A 24191-nucleotide genomic window follows, 5' to 3' on the forward strand; every position below is an offset into this window, starting at 1 on the left:
AGTCCGGCCCCTTCCTTCTATGGCTTACTACGGCCTATAGACGCTGGTCGCAATGGAGACGGTATCCGCAGCGGGCACAGCGTGCCGTCTCTGCGTGTGAACGCGCAGGGGCTCGCCCCGGCGCAATCGCCTGCATCTCGGCAATGAGGGCGCGCAGGGTTTGCTCGGCCTGTGGGGTGTAATCAATGGCGAAAGTGCGGTTGCGGTAGCGCAAGATGCCGTAAGGTGGTCGGCGGCCGGTCTGACTTTCAATGAGCAGGCAGTATGCCAGCACCTGATAAACGTGGCCCAGGTAGGGCTGAAGCGGGGCTTCGCGGGCTTTCACCTCCACCGGGATGAGCACCTCGCCCTGCTGTACCACGTAATCCGGCTTACCGGTCAGGCCGGTGTGGGGGTCAAAGAAAGCCCGCTCAGTGGGCTGTAGCGGGTGCAGGTCGGTGTAGAGCAGGCGTCCCAGGGGCAGGCCGGCCCGGCGCTGCTCCCGTTGCCCCTGCCAGAGCAACACCAGCGCCAGCACAAACAAAAAAAGTGTCAGACCCAGCAGCACGCTCATCCAAGCCAGTAAACAACCGCCAGGGCAACCAGGGCCAGCAGAGCCACCAGGAGCAGCCCCCAGCCCAGCATTTGAAGCAGGCGCGCCCGAAAGACGCGCCATCCATGGGCCGTGTGAAAAACTTCGCCTGCCTGCATGGGGCCCACGTTGGAGGATTCATACCCTTGCAGGCGGTACCACCAGGCACGGTGGCAGTAAACATATGTGACCAGGTCAGAGGCGCGTATCGGGCGCGGGCTCATCCGTCGTCTCGGGCAGGCGCTGCGCCAGGCGTTCAAGGGCCTGCTGCAAGCGCTCCTCGCGCAGGCTCAGGGTCAAATCGCCTCGGGTGCGCTCCACAATGCCGCGCACCAGGTCGGTCTGACGGCGCAGGTTGTTGGTCAGAGCGTCCGGGTAATCCAGGGTGACCAGCAGGTTGTAAATCTCATCCATCCACCCCAGCAGGCGCTCGGCTTCTGCCGAATAGCCCTGGCGCAAAATATCCAGGCAGCGCCGGCGCAGTTCGCCCACCACCTCGGCCAGCCCGTTGAGGTAGATGGCGTAATCCAGGTGCATGGCCTCCGGGGTAGGCAGCGGGCGATTTTCAATGATCGCACAGGTGAGAGTGGCCTCGGCGTATTCTTTGAGCGCATCCTGGGTATAACCGGCGTAGAAAATCTGGGGATAAGTCTGAGCCAGACCCTGCAACTGCTCAGCCAGGGCGCGTGCCTGCTCCAGAAAAGCATCCGCCTGATCGGATTCTCCGCGGTGAATGGCGCGAATGGCATAGGCCGAAGCGCGCGTCAACTGGCGCGCCTGGGTGAGGGCGGCCTCGCGGGCCTGGTTTAATGCATCCAAAGCTGCGTGCACCTGACGGGCAAACTCGCCGAAATCTTCCAGATTCATGAATGCCGCCATTTAGAAGGGAATTCCTTCCTCGTCACTCAGCCCCTCGGCTGTCTCAATGTCGGGGATCACACCCTCTGCCGTCTCTCCCTTGCGATCCAGAAAACGCACCGTGGTTGCGCGCACCTCAAACGAGGCGCCCGCCGTGCCATCGCGGCGCTGGAAGATGCGCGGACTACCGGTGGCCGTATCCGGAATCAACGTCCCTTCCACCAGGACGCGCCGCCCTTTGCTCAGAAACTGGTTGCACAATTCTGCCTGTTTTCCCCACACATTGATCCGAAACCAAATGGTCTCATCCACCACCTGTCCATCCCCGGCCGTATAGCGGCGGCTGGATGCCACCGAGAAACTGGTCACAGGTTGTCCGTTGGGAGCATAGCGCATCTCGGGGTCGCGCCCCAGATAGCCCACAATAATGATTTTATGATACATGCCGGCCTCCTCTTTAGCCTTTTCCTCCTGCCCATGTCACCGCGGCATGCCCTTCGCCCCATCTCCTGGCATGCACTGAGGCAGGTGGTATGTGTTTATTATACTCCACGCCTGCCCCGCAGAATGGAATCGGCAGGTCCTACTCTCCCCCTACTGCCACCAGTAGCAAAAAATTCCGCCGATTACCCCGCCAGCGGCGCCCGCCTGGTTCTGACCGTCCGCCGCTGCTTGATGAAGTAATCCAGCATGACGGCCAGGATGAATACCAGGCCCTTGATCACCTGCTGATTGTACGAGGGGACTTCCAACAGATTGAGCCCGTTGGAGAGAACGCCGATGATAAAAGCCCCGGCCAGCGTGCCCGGAATACCCCCCACGCCGCCGGCCAAACTGCTCCCGCCCAGCACCGCCGCCGCAATGGCATCCAGTTCCAGCCCCACGCCGATATTGGGCTGGGCCGACCACAGCCGCGCCGTCAGGATCAGCCCGCTCAGGGCCGCCGTGGCACCGCTGATGACGTACACACAAACCTTGACCACCCCCACGTTCACCCCGGCCAGACGGGTGGTCTCCTCGCCGCCGCCAATGGCGTAAATGTGCAGCCCCAGGGCAGTTTGCGAGAGCAGGAGGTGCACCAAAACGGCAACGACCAACAGCACCCACACCGGCATCGGCACGCCCAGCAGACTCTCACTGCCCCAAAAGGTAAAGGCGCGGTCCAGCCCTGCAATTGGGCGCCCCTGGGTGTAGACCAGGGTCAGGCCGCGCGCGATGGCCATGCTCGCCAGGGTAGCCACAAAAGGCGGGATGCGCCCCCAAACGATCATCACCGCGTTGAGCAGCCCCATGCCCGCCCCGGCCATCAGCCCAATCAGCAGCCCCGGATAAGTGCCCAACCCACCTCGTGTGGCCAGCCCCGCGGCCAGAGCACCGCTCAGCGCCGCCACCGATCCCACCGAGAGATCAATGCCGCCGGTGATGATGGCCAGCGTCATCCCGATGGCCGCCAGCGCAACCAGGGTGGATTGCAGCGCCACGGTGAGCAGATTGTTCACCGTCAGAAATTCCGGCGCGAGCACGGCAAAGCCCAGCACAATCGCCAGCAAGATCACGTAGGTACTGTTACGGCGCAGGAACTCGCTCAGTTGAGGCGCATGATTGGATGATGAATTCATGCTGCTACCCTCCGTTCCAGTTGGCCCGTCGCCGCCTGCATGATCAGGTCCTGCGTGGCCTCCTCGCGGCTGAATTCGGCCACAATGCGCCCCTCCCGCATTACCAGGATGCGATCGCTGACGCCCAGAATTTCCGGCAATTCCGAAGAGATCATCAGGATTGCCATGCCCTGCGCCGCCAGTTCGCTCATCAGTGCGTGAATCTCAGCCTTGGCGCCCACATCCACCCCCCGCGTGGGTTCATCCAGAATGAGGACCTTGGGGTTGAGGGCCAGCCAGCGCGAGATGACCACCTTCTGCTGATTGCCTCCCGAAAGATTACGCACGCGCTGGTTCAGACTGGGTGTACGCACCCGCAATCGCTCAATGATCGCCTTGATGGTCTGATTGATGCGCCGAAAGTCAATAAATCCCAGCCGCGAAAGACGCTCCAACAGCCCCGCACCGGCGTTGAAGCGCACGCTTTGCCCCAGGAAAAGCCCCTGCGATTTACGATCTTCCGGCACCAGCCCGATGCCCAGGCGAATGGCATCGCGCGGTGAGCGGATCTCCACCCGCCGCCCGTCCATCCAAATCTCGCCCGCCTCAAGCCGATCGGCCCCGAAAAGCAGACGGGCCAGATTGGTGCGCCCGGCTCCCACCAGGCCCGCCAGCCCCACAATCTCGCCGCGGTAAAGTTCCAGGCTGACCCCCTGCACCTCGCGGCCGGCGCGCAGGTTGATCGCGCGCAGGACCGGTTCCCCCCGTTGCGTGGGGACTTTGGGGAAGAACTCGGTCAATTCGCGCCCCACCATCAGGCGTACCACCTCGGCCGGTGTGAAAGCCTGCACCGGCCCTACCGCCACCAACTGCCCATCCCGCATCACCGCAATGCGGTCGGCCAGTTCAAACACCTCCTCCAACCGGTGCGAAATGTAAATGAGGGCCACCCCCTGATCACGTAAGGCCCGCACCAAACGGAAGAGGGTCTCCGTCTCGCGCTCGGTCAGTGCGCTGGTCGGTTCATCCAGCGCAATCAGACGTGCATTGTACGAAAGCGCCTTGGCAATCTCCACCAACTGACGCTGCGCAATGCTCAAATCCGCCACCCGCGCCTGCACGGGCACATCAATCCCCAGCCGATCTAATTCGGCCTGCGCCTGGGCATACAGGCGCTTCCAGTCAATCCAGAAGCGCCACCGCCGCGGCTCCCGCCCCAGGAAGATGTTCTGACCCACGGTCAATTGGGGAATGAGCGCCAGTTCCTGGTGGATCATGGTGATGCCCAGTTCCAGCGCCCGCCGCGGTGAATCCATCGTTACCGGCTGCCCGTCCAGGTAGATTTTGCCGGAGTCCAGCGGCACCACACCGTTGATGAGGTTCATCAGGGTGGATTTGCCCGCCCCATTCTCCCCCACCAGGGCCAGAATCTCTCCGCCCCACACCTCCAGGCTGACATCGTTCACCGCCTGGACGCCCGGAAAGGCCTTGGAGACATGCTCTAAACGCAAGCGCGGGATGTTTTCGGTCATAAGCCCTCAGTAAAAGGAGGGTCTGGGTGGCGGAAAGAACCGCCCCCAGACCCTTTAGATGCGTGGTTATTTCACAGTCTCCTTGGTCACCAGCGAGAGCGGGACGGGGATGTAGGCTTCAACCTTCTCGCCCTTGAGGTACTTGACGGCCGTCTCAACCGCCAGTTGCCCCATCAGCGCAGGCTGCTGCGCTACCGTCGCCGCTAACTTGCCCTCCTTCACCGCCTGCACCGCATCGTCAATCGCGTCAAAGCCCACAAACACAATCCCGGTCCGCCCGGCCGCTTCTGCCGCCTGAATCGCTCCCAGCACCATCTCATCATTGTGCGCAAACACCCCCGCTATCTCCGGCTGGGCCTGCAGAATGTTCTCAAACACCTTCAACCCTTTGTCCCGGTTGAAGTCCGCCGTCTGCTGGGCTACGATCTTCGCCTCCTTGCAGTTCTGGCTCATGTACTCGTTGAACCCTTGCCCTCGATCGCGCGCCGCCGACGTCCCGGCGATCCCTTGCAACTCTACCACGTTCCCCTTGCCCCCAATCGCTTTGCACAGGAACTCCGCCGCCATCCGACCACCCGCTACGTTGTCCGAGGCAATGTGGCTCACTACCTCACCACCGTTCGCCCCACGGTCTACCGTGAACACCGGAATCCCGGCCGCATTCGCTTTCTGAATCGCCGGCACCACCGCATCCGAGTCGGTCGGGTTGATCAGCAGCGCCGAGACCTTCTTGTTGATCAGGTCTTCTATCCCCGCCGTCATCTTCGCCGAGTCGTCCTGCGCATCTACCACGATCAACTTCACCCCCGCAGCATCCGCCGCCTTCTGCGCTCCATCCCGTAGCGTCACAAAGAACGGGTTGTTCAGCGTCGAAAGCACCAACCCCAGCGTGATCTCACCGGCGGGCTTGGGCGGGGTCACACCCAACGATTCGGCGGTCACCAGGTTGAGCGGGACCGGCACGTAGGCTTCAACCTTCTCGCCCTTGAGGTACTTGACGGCCGTCTCAACCGCCAGTTGCCCCATCAGCGCAGGCTGCTGCGCTACCGTCGCCGCTAACTTGCCCTCCTTCACCGCCTGCACCGCATCGTCAATCGCGTCAAAGCCCACAAACACAATCCCGGTCCGCCCGGCCGCTTCTGCCGCCTGAATCGCTCCCAGCACCATCTCATCATTGTGCGCAAACACCCCCGCTATCTCCGGCTGGGCCTGCAGAATGTTCTCAAACACCTTCAACCCTTTGTCCCGGTTGAAGTCCGCCGTCTGCTGGGCTACGATCTTCGCCTCCTTGCAGTTCTGGCTCATGTACTCGTTGAACCCTTGCCCTCGATCGCGCGCCGCCGACGTCCCGGCGATCCCTTGCAACTCTACCACGTTCCCCTTGCCCCCAATCGCTTTGCACAGGAACTCCGCCGCCATCCGACCACCCGCTACGTTGTCCGAGGCAATGTGGCTCACTACCTCACCACCGTTCGCCCCACGGTCTACCGTGAACACCGGAATCCCGGCCGCATTCGCTTTCTGAATCGCCGGCACCACCGCATCCGAGTCGGTCGGGTTGATCAACAGCGCCGAGACCTTCTTGTTGATCAGGTCCTCTATCCCCGCCGTCATCTTCGCCGAATCATCCTGCGCATCCACCACGATCAACTTCACCCCCGCAGCATCCGCCGCCTTCTGCGCCCCATCCCGTAGCGTCACAAAGAACGGGTTGTTCAGCGTCGAAAGCACCAACCCCAGCGTGATCTCACCGCTCGGAGCCGCCGTGGGGGTTGCCGCCGGAGTCGCCGGCGCACAGGCGGCCAGCACCAGCGCCGCCAGGACCAGCAAATTGAGCAACCAGGTTAATCGTTTCATAGTTCTCCTCCTTTAGGTTCAGAATTTAGGTTAAGTGACCGAACCAGAAACATGTTACTGCCGATAGTTAAGGGATGCATCGTCTCTCTCTTTACCAACCTCCTTTCCAGGCCCTCCTCATCGCGAGGGTGGGCTGAACGCCTTGTACAGCAAAAGGGCCAGAGCAATCACCACCCCCTTGACCACCTGCTCCCACAGGGGCGAAACGTTGAGCAGGTTGAGGCCGTTGTTGAGCGTCTCGATCAACAACGCCCCCAGCAGAGTCCCACCCAAGCCCCCCTCACCGCCGGCAAAACTTGTCCCACCCACCACCACCGCCGCGATGGCATTGAACTCGTATCCCTGGCCGATGATGGGCTGGGCCGAATCCAAACGCGCCACCAGAATCAGGCCGGCCAGAGCCGCGCAGAATCCTGAAATGGCATAAACCAGAACGGTGATGCGTTCGGTGGGCACCCCCGCCAGCCGTGCCGCGGTGGGGTTATCGCCCAGCAGGTAGATATAGGCGCCGTAGCGCGTGCGGGTGAGAAAGAGCCACCCGACCAGGAAAACCAGCGCGGTTACCAGGATGGGCACCGGAATCCCGGCCACCACCCCCGTCCCGATCCAGCGGAAGGTAGCCGGCAGACCCGTGATGGGCTGCCCCTGGGTGTACATTAGAGTCAGGCCGCGCGCCACCGTCAGCATGCCCAGCGTGGCGATAAAAGGCGGGATGCGCACTTTTGTGATCATCAGTCCGTTGATCACCCCCAGGAAGGCTCCCAGACCCAGAGCCGCCAGCACCGCTACCCCCACGGGTTGCCCCTGCTTCATCAACGAAGCCCCTACCGTGACCGCCAGCGCCAGCACCGACCCCACCGAGAGGTCAATGCCGCCGGTCAGGATGACCATGGTCATCCCCACACTGACAATGCCGTTAATGGTCGCCTGACGCAAGATGTTGATGAGATTCGCAGCGGTGAGAAAGCGATCCGAAAGCAGCGTCAGCGCCAGCATCAGGAGCAGGAACGAAAAGGCCAGGCCAAAGCGCTGGACAAAAGCGCGGCGATCCATGGGGAGAGCGGCAGGCTGAGATTGCGTCATAACATGCTCCGCGCCGTGCTTCAGAACACCACACCTGCCACCAGAATCACGTTCGCATAGGGGGTAAATTCCCCCGTCCGCACCACCGCCCGCGCCCGACCGCACAGGTCTTTCAGCAGTTCATGGCTGACCCGTTCAAAAGGCACTCCGGGTAGCAAGGCCTCCAACTCCTGCAACACATGGGGGCTGACCCGCGCGGTTTCCTCCGCCACAATGACGCGCTCCACCTGCATCTCACTGAGCACCGTGCGCACGGTTTCAATGAAACCGGGCACCCCGCGTGTCAACGCCAGATCAATGCGGTAGGTCTCAGCCGGAATGGGCAGCCCGGCATCGCCGATGACCAGCATATCGCCATGCCCCAGGCTGGCGATCAATTCTGAGAGTGCCACATTCAGTAAAGGTGTTTTCTTCATGCCTGACCCCTTTCGGCAAGGAATTGCAAGAGTTCATCCCGCCGGGGCATGGAGGGCTGTGCCCCCGGGCGGGTAACGGCAATCGCACCCGCGGCGTTGCCCCAGATGGCCGCTTCGCGCACCGATTTTCCCTCGGCCAGGGCCAGAGCAAACGCGCCCGCAAAGGCATCCCCGGCGGCCACCGTGTCCACCACGGTCACCTTGTAGGCGGGCAAGTGCTCACGCTGGCCGTTCAGCGCCAGCAAAGCCCCCTCCTCGCCCAGCGTGACCACCAAGTGTCGCGCGCCCATCGCCTGCACCGCGCGGATGGCGGCCTCACGGTCGGTTTCGCCGCCGGCGAGCAAGGTCAGTTCGTGCTGGTTAGGTAGCAGGTAGTCCACACGTGCCAGCAGGGTCGCCGGCAGTTCCCGCGCCGGCGCCGGATTGAGCACCACGCGCAACCCGTAGCGGTGCGCCAGATCGGTCGCGGCTTCCACAGCGTCTAACGGGCATTCCAATTGCATCAACAAGACATCCGCCCCCTCAAAGGCGGCCTCCGCCGCCTGCACATCCTGTGCCGAGACACGCCAGTTAGCCCCCGACGCCACCACAATGGTGTTCTGCCCCGCGGCATCCAAGGTGATCAGCGCCACGCCGGTGGGGGCCTCGGGGTCACGGCGGATAAAGGTGGTATCCACCCCATCCCGGGCCACCGTGGCCAGGAGTGCCTCACCAAAGGCATCCTGGCCCACCCGTCCAATCATGCGCACCCTGCCCCCCAGGCGCGCCACGGCCACGGCCTGGTTGGCGCCCTTGCCCCCCGGGAAGGTCTGAAAATCACTGCCAATGATGGTTTCACCGGGTTGGGGGTGACGCGGCGCCCGCACCACCAGGTCCATATTCAAACTGCCCACAATCACAACCGTTCCGCTCATGCTACCCTCCGCGTTGTCTCCCGTTCGATCAAAGTCGTCGGAATGACCTGCCGCCGCGCCGGCAAGCGGCGATCGGCAATGCGTTCGAGCAGTAATTGCACCGCCGCCCGACCCAGCGCCACCTTATCCTGGCGGACCGTGGTCAGAGGCGGCGTGGTGTAGGAGGCCAGTTCGATGTCGTCAAACCCGACCACGGCCACTTCCTCGGGGACGCGCCGTCCCAATTCGGCCAGGGCGCGCAAGGCACCAATGGCCATCATGTCGTTGCAGGCAAAAATTGCCGTGGGGGGGTGCGCAAGGGTGAAGAGCCGCCGCGTCGCCAGGTATCCCGAACGGGGGGAGAAATCGCCCCGTACGATCAGGTCCTCATCAACCGGCAGCCCCGCCTCCACCAGCGCCTGCCGGTAGCCGATCACCCGCTGGGCGCTGGGGGTGAGGTGAGAAGGACCGGTGATGCACCCAAGCCGGCGATGCCCCAGACGGATCAGGTGGCGGGTGGCCAGCAGACCGCCCTGCAGGTTATCGGCAAGCACCGTATCCACCTCCAGGGCGATGAGCTGCCGGTCCACAACCACCACGGGCACGCCGCGGCCCACCAGGTCTTCCAGGGACTGGCTACGGTCGCCTGCGGCCACAAAAATCAGCCCATCCACCTGCTTGGTGATCAGCACGTCCACATATAGGCGCTCTTTTTCCAGTTCGTTCTCGCTGTTGCCAAGGATCACATTGTAGCCCTCGTGAAAAGCCGCATCCTCGATGGCACGAGCGATCTCGGCGAAGAAGGGGTTTGCGCTGTCGGGCAGGATGAGCCCCAAAGTGCGCGTTTCGCCGCGGCGCAGCGAGCGCGCCAGGACATTGGGCCGGTAACCCAATTCCTCCATGGCTTGCAGAACACGCTCACGCGCTTCGGGCGAGACGAAGCGGGTGTTGTTGATCACGTGAGAAACGGTGGTCGGGGAAACGCCGGCACGCGCGGCCACTTCACGAATGGTGGGCATAAGGCACGGCTCCGAAAAGGATTGCGCAAACCTTTGCGCAAACGTTTGCTAAAGACAGTATAGCAAATTGATCGGCCAAAGTCAATCGGGAAAACGCTTTTTTAAGGTATGATCATCTTAACTCAGGGGGTCCCGGAGATGCCGAATGAGCATCTTGCACCGGCCTCACCCCTTCATCTTCCAGATCGGCGCCCCGGCGAACCCCCCATCCCTGTGTGGCAGGACAGGACGCAGAAAAAACGGCTCGCGCTACGCTGTTTACCCTCGCTTGGTGCACCGTCCCCGCCCAATTCCCCCTGAGGCGGTTCCCTTTTTCTCATCCTCCCATGCCACGCCATCTGCCCAGCCAACCGCGAGGATCCCAAAATGAAAACTCGTCCACCTCTATTTTGGTTTTTTGGTCTGGCTTATGCCCTCTCATGGGGGTTCTGGATTCCCGAAGCCGTGGCCGCCTGGGGCGTGCCCCTGCCCCCTGCTCTCCTCCAATTCCTCTCCGGCCCGTTCAACCCCGCCGCGTTCGGCCCCCTAATCGCCGCTCTTGCGCTGAGGCTGACCTTTGGCGGCCGGAAAGAAACTCTCAGGTGGTTGCGCGACTCCCTTCACCTGCGCTTTAATGCCATCTGGCTCCTGCCCACGCTTTTGCTCCCCCTGCTAATCTTTGGGGGTGGGGTTCTGGGCAGCATCCTGATGGGGGCTACGCCTCTTGATCGCTCCATCCTTTCCAATCCGCCTTACGCTCTGATCGGTTTCCTGGTCATCCTCTTCACCGCCGGCCCCTTCCAGGAGGAATTGGGCTGGCGCGGCTACGCCCTGCCACGCTTGCAAAGGCGGTTTTCTCCCCTCGGCGCCAGCCTGGTGGTCGGAGTGCTGTGGTGGCTGTGGCACTTACCTCTGGTCTTCATCCCGGGAAAATTTATGACCCAAGACCCCCTGCTTTTTCTCGCCCTCTCCCTGGAGTTCATCCTGGTCTCCATATTATTCACTTGGATTTACAACCGCACCCAGGGATCTGTGCTGGCAACGATGCTCTTTCACGCCGCGATGAACGCCTCCATTTGGGTTTTTCTGCCCTCAATGACCATCAACGCCACCCTGCTCGCCTGCACCGTTCTCTTGCTGGCAATTGGGGTCGGGGTGGTGCTGGCAGGCGATAAAACCGCGCACCTGAACTCACTCCGGCGCCTTGAGAAGGAATAAGCGTTCCCACCCCATAAACAGGGTGGGAACGCCCCCTCCGAGATTTTGCGGATTGCCCAAGTGGATGGGCATGCGCCCGTCTAATGCGCGATCACGAAATCCAGCCCCAGGCTGTGCAGTTTTTCGGGTGTCGGCAGACCGGTCTGCAAATCCCAGCCCATCGCCTCAAAGTAGCTATCCAGCGCCTTCTTGAGATCCACCACCTGCCCGGCGCCGCGGCCATCTGGCGCGGGTTCGCTCAGGAAACGCTTGGGCAGGGTATCGTCCTTACGGTCGAAGCCCAGGCGGGCGTTGATCATCCGCTCCAGGTTGATCACACGTTCGGCCGCCAGCAGCAAATCCGATTTGCTCACCTCCTTGCCCCAGGCCAGGGAAAGCAACTTCGCCCATGTCGAGGCCTTAATCGCCAGCGTGATGGAGGCAAACAAGCACACCCCCAGCATGTTGGTGGCCATGGAAAGTTCCTGGAATGGCTTGATCCACCACTTATTACCATCTTCCAGGTAATCAATTTCTCCCACAATGCCCAGGTCCTCATCACGGTACCCAAATGCGTCAATAGCCGAGGCATATGGGCGCAGGTGATCTGCACCGCGTGCAGCGGTTGCGTGCACCACGGCCTCGCCCTTGCTGGCATGCACACCATCTGACGGCATTTCCAGCCCCTTGACATGCATGGCGGCTTCCGCCGCTTCGCCGCCCAATTGCTCGGCAGCCCGTTTGACGCCCTGGGCCAGCAGATCGCCGATGCCCTGGCGGTAGGCAATGCGCTTGACCATCTCCACTACAGCCTCGCCGTTGCCCCACTCCAGTTTCACCCCCTCGGTCATAGCAGGGGTCAGGATGCCCTTCTCGTACCATTCCATGGCGGTGGCCAGCACCTGCCCGGTGGAAATGACATCCAGGCCAAAATCGTTGCTCAGGTGGTTGGCCGCAACGATGGCATTCAGATCGGTAACCAGCAATTTGCTGCCAAATGCCGCCAGCGTCTCATATTCAGGGCCGCCTCCCTCCATCCCGGCAAAGGGACCTTCCTTGATGCGCGTGTAGCGGCCACAAGCAATCGCGCAGTTGAAGCAAGCTTTGGATTTGACCTCCAATTGCTCATGGTAGGCCTGGTAGGTTAATTTGCCCACCGAATCGGGGAAGGTAGTGTACTGCCAGTTCTTGGTCGGCAGAATGCCCAGTGCGTTGATGGCATCATAGAACGAAGGTGTGCCGTAGGGATGCAGTTCATCGCGAACGAACGCCTCGCTAAACAGTTCCTCGCGGGCGGCCAGGGCAGCCTGCTTAAATGCTTCGGGGTCAGCCACGGGGATCTTGTGAGTGCCGTGAATTACGATTGCTTTCAGGTTCTTGGCCCCCATGACTGCCCCGGCTCCGCCGCGTCCAAACGCACGGTACTTGTCGGTCATAATGCTGGCAAACATCACCCCATGCTCACCCGCCGGCCCGATGGAGGCAATTTCCACCCCGTTCAGGCCCAGGCGTTCTTTGAGAAGGTCCTCGGTCTGGCTGACGGTCTTCCCCCACAGATCGCCAGCGTCTCGAATCTCGACCCGGTCATCATCAATGAACAAATATACCGGATGATCGGCCTTGCCCACAATGGTGATGAGATCCCAGCCGGCGCGACGCATGGCCATGGAGAAATCACCCCCTGCATTGCTCACGCCGATTGTCCGGGTTGCCGGCGAGCGGAAGACCACACACGTGCGGCCACTGCACGGCGCCAGGGTACCGCTCAGCGGACCCGCGGCAAAGATCATGGGCTGGCGCGGGTCGGTGCCCTCGGCCTCCGGCACCATCAAGTCCCAGAACAAACGCGCCGCCACGCCTTCCCCACCCACGTAATCATTGACCCATTCGATGGGGATCGGCCGGCTCTGAATCTCCTGCTTTGAAAGGTCCACCCACAGCATGCTCTGGTTCATAGCACTCCCCTCCCTGGAAAAATATTAAGATTATCTATCATTTTACATAAATCAAATTAATGAGCAACCCGCGCAAGGCGAGAATCTACGCCTGCGTGATCTCCCGCCACCGAAAAACCCGGCCCGAAGTTCAGGACGCCGGCTCGCCCTCTTCCGGCAGAAGATCAATCCGCCCGGTCGAGCCGTTGAGCCGCACCCGCTGGCCGGTGCGCAGGCGTTGGGTGGCCCGATCCACACCCACCACCGCCGGCAGGCCGTACTCCCGCGCCACTACCGCCCCGTGGGTCATCATGCCGCCCACTTCCATGATCAGCCCACCTGCCGAAAGGAAGAGCGGCGTCCAACTCGGATCGGTACCCGGGCACACCAAAATTTCGCCCGGCTGCAAGCCCGCTGTGCGGGGGTCCAGCACCACCCGCACTCGGCCCTCAGCCATCCCCGGCGAGACCGGACTGCCCCACAGGGTGGGTGTGCCCTCTTCTGCTTGATCCATGCCCGCGTAGAAGGCGCGCCCATCGCTGAGCAAGAGGCGCGGCACCTGACGGCGACGCCGCTCACGCTCAAAGGCCTCCCGACGCTGGCGAATCCGTTCCCCCCAGGTTGGATCTTCTGGCCGCCGGGCGAACTCGCGCAATTCCTCCAGGGTGAGGAACACCCCATCATCCGCCTGCTCCAGATACCCCTGAGCGCAAAGCGCCTGACCCACGGCAAGGAAGACCTCACGGAAGGCCCCCATCGCCCGCACCATAAAGAACTTGGGGTACTCGCGCATGCCCATCAGGGCACGCACGCGGCGCGCCAGGAAGCGCACAAGATGCACCTTCAGCCATCCCCCTGGGGTGAGGCGTATTCCGGCTTCCAGACGCGCGAGGGCCTGCTGAGCCAGCACCTCGCCCTGTGCAAAGGTTTGGGCAGGCGAGAGCGCTCCTTCCGGCAGGCTCAAATAGGTTTTAAGCACCTCAAACACGTAAGTGGGATCCTCATTCCAGCGCGGCCGCCCCAGGTCAAACTCAGCCCAACCACGCCGCCCGTAGCGCGCCAGAAACTCCCCAACCCGTTGCCGGGTCTCGGCATGCAGGTGGCTGGCCTGGTATGCCGCCACCAGCGCCGCGGGAGTCTGGCGCTCAATCTCTGCACGCGCCGCCGGATTTTGGCGCAGTGCCTGGGCCACCTCCCACAGACTCAGGTCCATGAGGGTGGTGGGGTTATGCGGCAGCGCGCGGGTCAGCATGAGCACGTCCTCATCCCAGGCCGAGCGGGGGCGTCCCAATGTTCCCTCGGGAATGCACGCAACCAGCCCGCGCAGCAGGTTCAAACTGCCGATTCCGGTTGCCACCACCGCAACAAGCCGGCGCGCCTCCCCCGGCAGCCGGCGGAAAACGCGCAGAAACCCCTCCACCAGCGCCGCCAAGCGCGCCAGAGGCGGTTGGGGCAGGCGCGCCAGTTCGGCTTCCAGCCCGGCAAGCAGCCCTTCAAAGCGCGCCAGGACGGCCTCCCGGCGTCGTTCCGGCGCGATCAGATTCAGCAAGATGTGCCCCAATAACGGCAGGGCCAAGCGCACCAGGCGCAGGCGGGTGGAAAAGCGCAGCGGCGCATTCCACCCAATGCGCGCATCTTCCAGCAGATCCAGCACCACCCGCCGGGCGGAGGGCTCTACCAGCCCCAGCATTACCGGCACCACGCGCCTGCCGATCCGTGTGTGCAGAAGCGGGGTCAGGTTGGGCCACAGGCGCTCTCCGGCCACCCACACCGCGCGCTGGGTGGCCGGTGTGAGTCGGTAACCCAGCAAGCGCCCCCCGGCGATCAGCAATTGCAGGATGAACTCGCGCCCCAGCGGCGTGATGGGGTCCAACATCCCCTGCACCGCCCCCAGCGAAAAGAGCACCTGCAACGGCTGTTCCGGCAGTCCTTCCGGCAGGGGGTACAGGGCTGTGATCGGGCGCGACTGGAGGATGTAGAACGTGCCCTCAACCCAGGCCCACTCGATGTCCTGAGGGAAGCGGTAGAGTGCCTCAATCTGCTTGCCGAGTTGCGCCAGGGCCAGGATATCTGCATCCGGCAGGGCCTGCACCGGAGCACCCGGCACCGCGCTCTCCGTCTTATCGGCGGTCAGGGGCGCCTTCCGTCCTAACTGCCGGCCCACCACCTGCGGGGGCGCCATGCGCACGCGATATTCATCCGGCTCCACCCGCCCCGAGACCAGCGCCTCGCCCAGCCCAAACGCCGCATTGATCACCACCTCCCGGCGCTCTCCTGTGAGCGGGTTGGCCGTGAACATTACCCCCGCCACCTGGCTAGGGACCATTTCTTGCAGGACCACGGCCAGCGCCAGATCATGCTGAGGAATGCCGTGGTAGAGACGATAACCCATCGCACGGGCCGTCCACAGACTGGCCCAGCATCCCACCACGGCCTTGAGCAGGGCCTCTTCCCCCACTACGTTGAGAAAGGTATCCTGCTGACCGGCAAACGAAAGCCCCGGCAGGTCCTCCGTGGTCGCCGAAGAGCGCACTGCCAGGGTGGGCTGCCCGGCCTGCCGATACCAGGCCAGGATGGCCTCAGCCACTGCCGGCGGAAGCAGAGCCGCCTGGAAGGCCTGACGAATCGTCGCCGAGAGCGCCTCCAGGGCTTCGGGAGGCGTAGCAGCTTCGGCCTGCAGGGCCGGCTTCAGCACCTCCTCCAGGCGGTTGAGGCGCACGAATTCGCGGTATGCCCCGGTGCTCAGGATGACCCCCGGCGGAACGGGCAAACCCGCCTGGCTCAGGCGGGCCAGATTCGCGCCTTTGCCACCGCTGAGTTCCAGGCGCAGAGCCTCGGGGGAAGAGAAAGGCAGTAGATAGAGCACAGGCACCTCGCATCGTGATCTTCATTCCATTTTACAAGAATAAAGCAAAGCCCTTTTCCACCCCCCAACCTTATCCCTCACCGGGAACGCTCACCTCCACCCTGGTAAAATAGCGACATCATGAACGCCATTTATCTTCTGACCGCACTGACCCCCATTTTAGCCATTCTGATTCTGCTGGTGGTCTTGCGCCTGCCGGCACAGCGCGCTCTGCCGCTGAGTCTGGGGCTCACCGCACTCACCGCCTTCGCCATCTGGCGCATGCCCGCACTTTACATCGCCGCCTCTGCCCTCGAAGGCCTGATCATCTCCATCTCAATCTTATGGATCCTCTTCGGCGCCGTACTCCTGCTGAACACGCTGACCGCTGCCGGAGCCGTGGAACGCATCCGGGCAATGTTCTTTGCCATCTCCCCCGATCAGCGCGTGCAGGCCATCATCGTCGCCTGGCTGTTCGGCGCTTTCATCGAGGGGGCCGCCGGTTTCGGCACCCCGGCCGCCATCACGGCACCGCTGATGGTGGCCCTGGGCTTTCCGCCCCTGGCGGCGGTCGTGCTGGCCCTCACCGCCAACAGCAGCCCGGTCACCTTCGGCGCTCTGGGAACCCCCCTGCTCATCGGCATGGGGCGCGGCCTGCAGGTGGGGGAACAACTGGCGCCCGTGGTGGCCCAAGCGCTGCCCAACGCCTCATCAGCCGAGATCATCCAGCGAGTGGGCGAATACGCAATCCAGATGGACCTCGGCGTGGGTTTGTTCATCCCTCTCATCCAGGTGCTGCTGCTGACACGCTTTTTCGGCCCCAACCGCTCCTGGAAGGAGGGGCTGGCCATGTGGCGATTTGCCCTCTTTGCCGGGGCCAGTTTTCTGCTCCCCGCCTTCCTGGTGGCCCACTGGCTGGGCCCGGAATTTCCTTCCCTGCTCGGCGGGCTGTTCGGGATGCTCATCGTCATTCCCGCCGCACAGCGCGGCTTCCTGCTCCCCAAAACCACCTGGCAGTTTCCCAAGCACGTCTCCCCTCCGACCACCTTGCCCTCCTCTCACTCACTGCTCAAGGCCTGGCTGCCCTACCTCTTCTTGACCCTGCTCCTGGTTCTCACCCGTTTGCCTGCCTTGCCGTTCAAGTCCTTCCTTCAGAGCCAGGCCCTGCACTTCAACAATCTACTGGGCACCCCCATCAGCACCTCTCTCGAACTCCTGTACCTGCCGGGCACCATGTTTGTGGCCACGGCGGTGCTCTCATTCGCGCTCTTTCGCCTGCCCGCGGCAACTTGGGGCCAGTTGTTCGGCGCTGCCGCCCGGCGCCTGGTCGGCAGTGCAATTGCCCTGGGAGCCGCGCTGCCCATGGTGCGCATCTTCATCAATTCCGGCGTCAATGCGCTGGGGCTGGAAAGCATGCCGGTCGAACTGGCCTACCAGGCGGCCCGGCTGATGGGGACTGCCTGGCCGCTGGCCGCCCCTGCCATTGGCAGTTTGGGCTCCTTTCTGGCAGGCAGCGCCACCTTCAGCAACATGATGTTCTCGCTCTTCCAGGTGAGCGTGGCCGCTGAAGTCAATGTGCCGGCGCTGATCATCCTGGCCCTGCAGGCTCTCGGCGCCAACGCCGGTAACATGGTCTGTGTGCTGAACGTGGTGGCGGCAGCCTCACTGGTGGGGCTGAGCGGCAAAGAAGGCGCCATCATCCGCCTGACCCTGATCCCCATGCTTTATTACATTCTTTGGGCCGGCATCCTGGGCTGGAGCGTGACCCGCTTGCTGTTCTGAACCCCGGCCGTTTTCCGTTTTTTAAACTGGACGATTTGCAAAAACCTGTGTTATACTTGGACGGCTATCCGCCCAGGGTAGCCATCCATCTCTCACGCGGTCGGACCGTCCCTGGCGTGCCCCAGCGGGGTTGGGGGACGGGAAGAAGCCGCGGAGGAAATAACGCCAAACGAAAGGAGTTTCTGTAAATGGCTAGTGTCATCTCCATGAAAGCCCTCCTCGAAAGCGGTGTCCATTTCGGCCATCGCACCAACAAGTGGCACCCGGCAATGCGCCCGTACATCTTCACCGAGCGCAACGGCATCCACATCATTGACCTCCAGCAAACCGTCAAGGCCCTCAACGAAGCCTACAAGGTCGTGGTGGAAACGGTCGCCAAGGGCGGCATCGTCCTCTTCGTCGGCACCAAGCGCCAGGCCCAAGATACCATCCGCGAAGAGGCCCAGCGCTGCGGCATGCCTTACGTCACCGAGCGCTGGCTGGGCGGCACCCTGACCAACTGGATCACCATCTACCAGCGCATCCTCGAACTGGACCGCCTGGAAAAGATGCGCGATAGCGGCGAACTGCAGGCCCGCACCAAGAAAGAGCGCCTGCTCATCGAGCGCGAAATCGTGCGTTTGGAAAAACGCCTCAGCGGTCTGCGCACCCTCAAGCGCCTTCCCGACCTGCTTTTCGTGGTGGATGTCTGCCGTGAGGCCACTGCGGTGCACGAGGCCAACCTCAAGAACATCCCGGTGATCGCGCTGGTGGATACCAACTGCGATCCGCGCGGCGTGGACTACGTCATCCCCTCCAACGACGATGCCATCCGCGCCATCAAACTGCTGGTCGGTAAGATCGCCGATGCCGTGCTCGAGGGCAAAGCCCTGCGCAAGGAAGAGGCGGTTGAAGAAGAGGCACAGCCCGAAATTCTGCTCACCCCCGCCGCGCGCTACTCGGTAATTGAGGAAGAAGAGGTCACCGATGAGGACCTGCTCGGCGAGGCCACCCTGGCCAAACTGAGCCGCCCCGTCCGCAAGGTCATCGAGGACGAGGACCTTGAGGAAGAACTCGAAGAGATTGAGGAGATCGAGGCCGAGGATGAAGAAGAGGCCTGATCCTGACCCTGGCAATCAAGCGTAAATTTCTGGCTGAGAGGACAAGAACGTATGGCAACCATTACCACCGAGATGATTAAGCAACTCCGCGAGGCGACCAACGCCGGCATCCTGGATTGCCGCAAGGCCCTGGAGCAGGCCGATGGCGACTTCAAAAAAGCGGTGGACATCCTGCGCGAGAAGGGGCTTGCTTCGGCGGCCAAGCGCGCCGATCGCAAAGCCTCTGAGGGCGTGATTGAACTGTACTCCCACGGCAACGGGCGCGTGGGCGTGATGGTGGAAGTCAACTGCGAGACCGACTTCGTCGGCAAGAGCGAGAAATTCCGCCACTTCGCCCATGAACTGGCGCTCCAAATCGCCGCCAGCGCCCCCCTCTACATCCGCGAGGAGGATATTCCCCAGGAAGTGCTCGATCACGAGGCCCAAATTGCCGCCGCCAAGGCGCGCGAAGAAGGCAAGCCCGAGCACATCATCCCCCGCATTGTCGAGGGTGCGCTGACCAAATTCAAAGACGAGACCGTACTGCTGCGCCAGCGCTACATCCGTGACGAGAGCCTGACCATTCAGGACCTGCTCAACGACGTGCGCGTGGCCCTGGGTGAAAACATTGTCATCCGGCGCTTCGTACGTTGGGCACTCGGAGAAACGACCGAAACGGCGTAACCCGCCATTTGAAAGAGGCCAACCTGAACGGGTTGGCCTCTTTCTCTAACGTGTGGAGGTGATTGAAACAATGAGCGAACTCAAGTACCGCCGTATTCTGCTCAAACTGAGCGGCGAGGCCCTGGCCGGGCCGCAGGAATATGGCATTGACCCCAAAGCCGCCGATGATATTGCCCAGCGCATCCGCGAGGTGCGCGAGATGGGCGTGGATGTGGCCATCGTCATCGGGGCGGGCAACCTGTGGCGCGGGCGCGTGGGCCTGGAAGCCGGCATGGATCGCGCCACCGCCGATTACATGGGCATGCTGGCCACGGTGATGAACGCCCTGGCCCTGATGGATGCGCTGGAGCGCCTGGGGGTGGTGGTGCGCGTGCAGTCGGCCATCGAAATGCACGCCGTCGCCGAACCCTACATCCGCCGCCGCGCCATCCGCCACCTCGAAAAAGGGCGCGTGGTCATCTTCGGCGGGGGCACCGGCAACCCCTACTTCTCCACCGATACCGCCGCCGCCCTGCGCGCCATGGAAATCAACGCCGATGTGCTGATCAAAGCCACCAAGGTGGACGGCGTCTACGACAGCGACCCCAAACGCAACCCCAACGCGGTCAAGTTCGACCGCCTGACCTACATCGAAACGCTCAACCGCCGCCTGGAAGTGATGGACAGCACCGCCATCAGCCTGTGCATGGAAAACAAACTGCCCATCCTGGTGCTCAACCTGTGGGACCCGGAGGCCCTGCGCCTCTCCCTGCTGGGCGAGATCCGCGGCACCCTGGTGCACGCCGGCTAGACCGCCCGCGGCGGCCCCGGCGGGGCGCCACCCCACCCCAGCCCCCAAGTCGTTCACTTCTTACCTCTGTCCTCAAAAAACGACCCACCGCCCTGGCAAAGAGGGCGGTGGGGGTCGCTGTGGGGGAGAGAAGGAGGCTCAGGCCTCGCGGAATTCGCCTTCGACAACATCCCCTTCAGGGGTGGTTTGCCGCGTCTGACCATCGCCGCTGGTTGCCGTCTGCGGCGTCACCTGCAGCAGGCGCCCGTAAATCTGGTTGACCTGCTCGGTCAGGTTGCGGATGCGCTGGATGTCATCGCCGTTCATGGCCTGGCGCAGGTCGTTGACGCGCTCTTCGGCCTCACGGCGCAGGTCGGCCGGAATGGCTTCACCTCGCTCGCGCAGGGTCTTCTCGACCTGGTACACGGCATTGTCGGCAATGTTGCGCGCCTCCGCCAGTTCGCGGCGACGCCGGTCTTCGGCTTCGTGCTTGCGCGCCTCTTCGATCAGGCGGTTGATCTCCTCCTTGGAGAGGTTGGTCGTCGCGGTGATGGTCACCTTCTGCTCGCGCCCGGTCGCCTTATCGCGCGCCGAGACGTTGAGGATGCCGTTGGCATCAATGTCGAAGGTCACCTCAATCTGCGGCACACCGCGCGGTGCAGGTGGGATGCCATCCAGGCGGAAGCGGCCCAGGCTGATGTTATCCGCCGCCATGGGGCGCTCACCCTGCAGGACGTGGATGTCCACCGCGGTCTGGTTGTCTTCTGCCGTGGAGAAGATCTGCGAGCGGCGCACCGGGATGGTGGTGTTGCGCTCGATGATCACCGTCATCACACCGCCCAGCGTCTCCACACCCAGCGAGAGCGGCGTCACATCCAGCAGCAGGATGTCCTTGACCTGGCCGGAGAGCACGCCGGCCTGAATGGCCGCCCCGATGGCCACCACCTCATCCGGGTTAACGCTCTTGTTGGGTTCTTTGCCGGTCAGGCGGCGCACCAGGTCCTGCACCATCGGCATGCGGGTGGCGCCACCCACCAAGATGACCTCATCCAACTGGTCGGGGCGCAGGTTGGCATCCCGCAGGGCGTTCTCAAACGGCCCGATGCAGCGCTCGAGCAGGTCTTTGGTCATCTGCTCAAAGCGGGCGCGGGTCAGGCGCAGTTGCAGGTGCTTGGGCCCGCTGGCATCGGCGGTGATGAAGGGCAGGTTGATCTCCGTCTCCATCATGCTGGAAAGTTCGATCTTGGCCTTCTCCGCTGCCTCGCGCAGGCGCTGCAGGGCCTGGCGGTCCTGGCGCAGGTCAATCCCGTGCTCCTTCATGAACTCTTCCACCGCCCAGTTGACGATGCGCTGGTCCCAGTCGTCGCCGCCCAGGTGCGTATCGCCACTGGTGGATTTGACCTCAAAGACGCCTTCACCCACCTCCAGGATGGAGACATCAAACGTGCCGCCACCCAGGTCCCAGACCAGGATTTTCTCGTTTTTCTTCTTATCCAGACCGTAGGCCAGCGCGGCCGCGGTCGGCTCGTTGATGATGCGCAGGACCTCCAGCCCGGCGATCTTCCCCGCATCTTTGGTCGCCTGGCGCTGGCTGTCGTTGAAGTAGGCCGGGACGGTGATAACTGCCTGCGTCACCGGCTCGCCCAAGTACGCCTCGGCATCCGCCTTCAGTTTGGCCAGGATCATGGCCGAGATTTCCTGCGGTGTGTACTCGCGCCCGGTGACGGGAATGCGCACGCGCGCATCGCCGGCCGGCCCGCGCACCACCTGATACGGCACCATCTTGCGCTCCTGCTCCACCTCTTCAAAGCGGCGGCCCATGAAGCGCTTGATGGAGTAAACGGTGTTTTCGGGGTTGATGATGGCCTGGCGCTTGGCCGGAATGCCGACCAGGCGTTCGCCCGTCTTGGTGAACGCCACCACCGAAGGACACAGGCGCGACCCTTCGGCCGTGGTGATCACCACCGGCTCGCCTCCCTCCATCACAGCGACCACGCTGTTGGTGGTACCCAGATCAATACCAATAACCTTTCCCATAGGTGATTCTCCTTTCTTGTGGTTTAGGATCCATGTGGCATAAGTGCTTCGTCCTATACCATACCCCAAGATTGCAAGAATTTTATTAACGTCAGATTGATATTTTGTTGGAAACCGCCCACCACCTTGCCCCGCCCGGTATTTAAAGCAACTGACCCGCCGGGGGCTTCCCGACGGGCCAGCCACTGCCGTTCACGCCGCAGTTGTCAGATCAGGGCGTTGCCGCCAGAGCCGCATCGGCCGTCGCCAGGCCGGCACCGGTGGCATACTCATCCCAGCACACCTCCTCAGTGGTGCCGTAGGGGGTATAAATATTGCGGCAGCCGGGAGCGAGGTAAATCGCCGTACTCTCCAGGATGCTTTCCGTCTGGGCAGGGGTCAGATTATTGTACTTCTGCGCCATCAGCGCCACAATGCCGGCCACGTGCGGGCTGGCCATGCTCGTGCCGCCGAGGAAGTAGTACGAGGTCTTGCCGCTCTGCAGTTGGTACGGCCCCACCACCCACGAGCCGGGCGCGGCCACATCCAGGTCCTGGCCCGGCAGTTCGCGGCTGGAGAAATCGGTGATGTAGAAATCAGCCGGGTTGGTCGGATCGGGGACGTTCCGGTTATACCACCAAGCGCGGTTGCCCAGCGGTGTCCATTCCCCAACCCAGCCGGAGGCCGCCACCGAGATGACCGGTTCATAGGCGCCGGGGTAGCCCATGCCCGCCGCGCCGGAATTGCCCGCCGAAGCCACGAGGATCACCCCCTGGGAGATGGCGTAATCAATGGCCGCCTTTTCCACCGCATCCAGTTCCGGGCCGCCCAGCGACATGTTGATCACCACCGGGTAGTCCTTGAGCGGGCCGGCCTTCAAATCCGCCACGTAAACGATGCCGCGCGCCACCACCGAGGACCACCCCGAGCCGTTCTGATTGAGCACCTTGACCGGGATGATGGTGGCCTTGGGAGCCACCCCGTTGATGGGCGTGCCGCGCAGGCTGTAGCCGATGATGGTCGAGGTCACGTGGGTACCGTGCGAATTTTGGTCGTGCTCCCACTTGTTGGGCTGGCTGGAGACGTACCCCTGCTCACCCCCACCCCCACCGAAGGAAATGGCGTACTGGGTGGCGATGCGCTCCTGCGGGAAGTACTGCCGCCACGAATCCAGCAGGCCGGTATCCAGCACGGCCACGTACACGCCCGTGCCGTCATAAGCCACCTGGCGATTGTTGAAGCCAATGTCGGTCACATTGATGGCATCCAGGTTCCAGGTGCTCAGGCCATCGGTAAAATCCTCCACGGCCACGGTATCAATCGGCGCGCCGGTGCGCTCGGCATCCGGGTTGGCCGCGGCCACGTAGGGCAGGGCGCGGATGGTCTCCAGGTCGCGGGCACGGGCCTGCAGGGTCACCGCATGGATCTCGTAGATCACATCGCGCACCTTGCCGTACTGCCCCAGGTCGGCCAGCACCGCATCGGTCACCTCGCCCTTGAGCAGGACGTTGATCCCGAGGGTGCGGTTGTCGCTGGCGCCCATCGTGCCCAGACTGCTGAGCGCCAGGGCCAGCATCAATACTACGTAAAGCAACGAACGTCTCATCACGACACCTCCTTTTTGAGAAATGGATGGGAAAAACAAAACTGCCGAGGGTGTCGCCTTCGGCAGTCTGGCGGCCTGCGGGCGCCCGCAGGTCCATGACTTTGCGCCCCCATCTCGCGATGGGTTTGCCGTTTCGGGCGGAGAGAAAGGTTGAAATGGAGAGTGATGCACCTTAAATTTTAAGCCCGGCCGTGAAATTGGCAAGCGGTTGGGCAGGGTGAAATTTGCCCTCTTCCCCTATTATAATGAGGGCAAAGCGGCCTGGCCGCCTTCGCCCACCTCCCCGCCCTCCGGGCCGCGCAACCGCGCGCCCAACGTTACGGAGGTGCCCATGGTCAAGTTACGCCCGATGCTCCGTGTGCCGCGGCGACTGCCCCGCGTGCGCACCCTGCTGGGGCTGGGTGCGGCGCTGGGGGCCCTTCTGGCCTGCACCCTCGCCACCTCCACACCCTCCCCCACCCCCACGCTAACTC

The 24191-nt window shown here is 62.8% G+C and carries 18 protein-coding genes, 3 pseudogenes and 1 riboswitch; of the genes and pseudogenes, 5 read left to right on the top strand and 16 right to left on the bottom strand.

The window, feature by feature from the left end; translation table 11 throughout:
• Nucleotides 1–34: 34 nt before the first annotated feature.
• The 12 genes and pseudogenes from SE15_RS07035 to SE15_RS07085 form a co-directional block, all read right to left on the bottom strand.
• Nucleotides 35–553: a CRISPR-associated protein Cas4 gene (locus SE15_RS07035; RefSeq protein WP_054521417.1), complete on the bottom strand. Its 519-nt coding sequence runs from the start codon at nt 551–553 to the stop codon at nt 35–37.
• Nucleotides 550–795 carry a hypothetical protein gene (locus SE15_RS14480; protein WP_054521418.1) on the bottom strand — a complete coding sequence of 82 codons (246 nt, stop codon included), beginning with the start codon at nt 793–795 and terminating at the stop codon, nt 550–552. Before SE15_RS14480 ends, SE15_RS07035 begins: the two co-directional genes overlap by 4 nt.
• On the bottom strand, nt 767–1450 hold the full coding sequence (locus SE15_RS07045; RefSeq protein WP_236690001.1) for a translin family protein: 684 nt from the start codon (nt 1448–1450) through the stop codon (nt 767–769). Before SE15_RS07045 ends, SE15_RS14480 begins: the two co-directional genes overlap by 29 nt.
• Nucleotides 1451–1873, bottom strand: coding sequence for a single-stranded DNA-binding protein (locus tag SE15_RS07050; RefSeq protein WP_054521419.1), 423 nt, complete (start codon nt 1871–1873; stop codon nt 1451–1453).
• Nucleotides 1874–2055: 182 nt separating this feature from the next.
• Nucleotides 2056–3048 (bottom strand): ABC transporter permease, encoded by a 993-nt coding sequence (locus SE15_RS07055; protein ID WP_083461783.1) that lies wholly within the window; start codon nt 3046–3048, stop codon nt 2056–2058.
• Nucleotides 3045–4559: a sugar ABC transporter ATP-binding protein gene (locus tag SE15_RS07060; RefSeq protein WP_054521420.1), complete on the bottom strand. Its 1515-nt coding sequence runs from the start codon at nt 4557–4559 to the stop codon at nt 3045–3047. Before SE15_RS07060 ends, SE15_RS07055 begins: the two co-directional genes overlap by 4 nt.
• A 66-nt stretch (nt 4560–4625) precedes the next feature.
• Nucleotides 4626–5459: pseudogene (gene rbsB / locus SE15_RS14905) on the bottom strand (ribose ABC transporter substrate-binding protein RbsB); the annotation flags it as partial.
• 36 nt (nt 5460–5495) lie between these two features.
• Nucleotides 5496–6416 (bottom strand): annotated as a pseudogene (gene rbsB / locus SE15_RS14910) (ribose ABC transporter substrate-binding protein RbsB); the annotation flags it as partial.
• 117 nt (nt 6417–6533) lie between these two features.
• Nucleotides 6534–7499: an ABC transporter permease gene (locus tag SE15_RS07070; RefSeq protein ID WP_083461784.1), complete on the bottom strand. Its 966-nt coding sequence runs from the start codon at nt 7497–7499 to the stop codon at nt 6534–6536.
• Between the two features lie 20 nt (nt 7500–7519).
• Nucleotides 7520–7915, bottom strand: a complete 396-nt coding sequence (rbsD, locus tag SE15_RS07075; protein WP_054521421.1) for a D-ribose pyranase — start codon at nt 7913–7915, stop codon at nt 7520–7522.
• Nucleotides 7912–8829, bottom strand: a complete 918-nt coding sequence (gene rbsK, locus SE15_RS07080; RefSeq protein ID WP_054521422.1) for a ribokinase — start codon at nt 8827–8829, stop codon at nt 7912–7914. Before rbsK ends, rbsD begins: the two co-directional genes overlap by 4 nt.
• Nucleotides 8826–9827: a LacI family DNA-binding transcriptional regulator gene (locus SE15_RS07085; RefSeq protein ID WP_054521423.1), complete on the bottom strand. Its 1002-nt coding sequence runs from the start codon at nt 9825–9827 to the stop codon at nt 8826–8828. Before SE15_RS07085 ends, rbsK begins: the two co-directional genes overlap by 4 nt.
• 366 nt (nt 9828–10193) lie before the next feature.
• Between SE15_RS07085 and SE15_RS07090 the strand changes: the two genes are divergently transcribed.
• The gene (locus tag SE15_RS07090) at nt 10194–11024 is read left to right on the top strand and encodes a type II CAAX endopeptidase family protein (protein WP_054521424.1); all 831 of its coding nucleotides are present in this window, start codon (nt 10194–10196) and stop codon (nt 11022–11024) included.
• 80 nt (nt 11025–11104) lie between these two features.
• On the opposite strand, the gene SE15_RS07095 is transcribed toward SE15_RS07090, so the two are convergent.
• Complete coding sequence (locus tag SE15_RS07095) at nt 11105–12958, bottom strand: aldehyde ferredoxin oxidoreductase family protein (protein WP_054521425.1); 1854 nt, start codon at nt 12956–12958, stop codon at nt 11105–11107.
• A 130-nt stretch (nt 12959–13088) separates the two neighbouring features.
• Entirely contained in the window at nt 13089–15803 is a 2715-nt protein-coding gene (locus SE15_RS07100) for a PEP/pyruvate-binding domain-containing protein (protein WP_054521426.1), read from the bottom strand.
• A gap of 120 nt (nt 15804–15923) precedes the next feature.
• On the opposite strand from SE15_RS07100, the gene SE15_RS07105 reads away from it, so the two are divergent.
• The 4 genes and pseudogenes from SE15_RS07105 to pyrH all read left to right on the top strand — a co-directional run bounded on the left by SE15_RS07105 (nt 15924) and on the right by pyrH (nt 20117).
• Complete coding sequence (locus SE15_RS07105; RefSeq protein ID WP_054521427.1) at nt 15924–17564, top strand: L-lactate permease; 1641 nt, start codon at nt 15924–15926, stop codon at nt 17562–17564.
• 188 nt (nt 17565–17752) lie between these two features.
• Nucleotides 17753–18493: pseudogene (gene rpsB / locus SE15_RS07110) on the top strand (30S ribosomal protein S2); the annotation flags it as partial.
• Nucleotides 18494–18715: 222 nt separating this feature from the next.
• Nucleotides 18716–19327: a translation elongation factor Ts gene (tsf, locus tag SE15_RS07115; protein WP_054521429.1), complete on the top strand. Its 612-nt coding sequence runs from the start codon at nt 18716–18718 to the stop codon at nt 19325–19327.
• Between the two features lie 70 nt (nt 19328–19397).
• Nucleotides 19398–20117 (top strand): UMP kinase, encoded by a 720-nt coding sequence (pyrH, locus tag SE15_RS07120; RefSeq protein WP_054521430.1) that lies wholly within the window; start codon nt 19398–19400, stop codon nt 20115–20117.
• A 138-nt stretch (nt 20118–20255) separates the two neighbouring features.
• Here the strand turns inward: pyrH and dnaK are convergent, their stop codons facing one another.
• Together dnaK and SE15_RS07130 are read right to left on the bottom strand one after the other, a co-directional pair.
• Nucleotides 20256–22133: a molecular chaperone DnaK gene (gene dnaK, locus SE15_RS07125; protein WP_054521431.1), complete on the bottom strand. Its 1878-nt coding sequence runs from the start codon at nt 22131–22133 to the stop codon at nt 20256–20258.
• A 211-nt stretch (nt 22134–22344) separates the two neighbouring features.
• Entirely contained in the window at nt 22345–23718 is a 1374-nt protein-coding gene (locus SE15_RS07130; RefSeq protein ID WP_083461786.1) for a S8 family peptidase, read from the bottom strand.
• A gap of 58 nt (nt 23719–23776) precedes the next feature.
• Nucleotides 23777–23858, bottom strand: a riboswitch (cyclic di-GMP riboswitch).
• Nucleotides 23859–24191 lie beyond the last annotated feature (333 nt).

This window comes from Thermanaerothrix daxensis (assembly GCF_001306145.1).
In the GTDB taxonomy this organism is placed as follows: domain Bacteria; phylum Chloroflexota; class Anaerolineae; order Anaerolineales; family Anaerolineaceae; genus Thermanaerothrix; species Thermanaerothrix daxensis.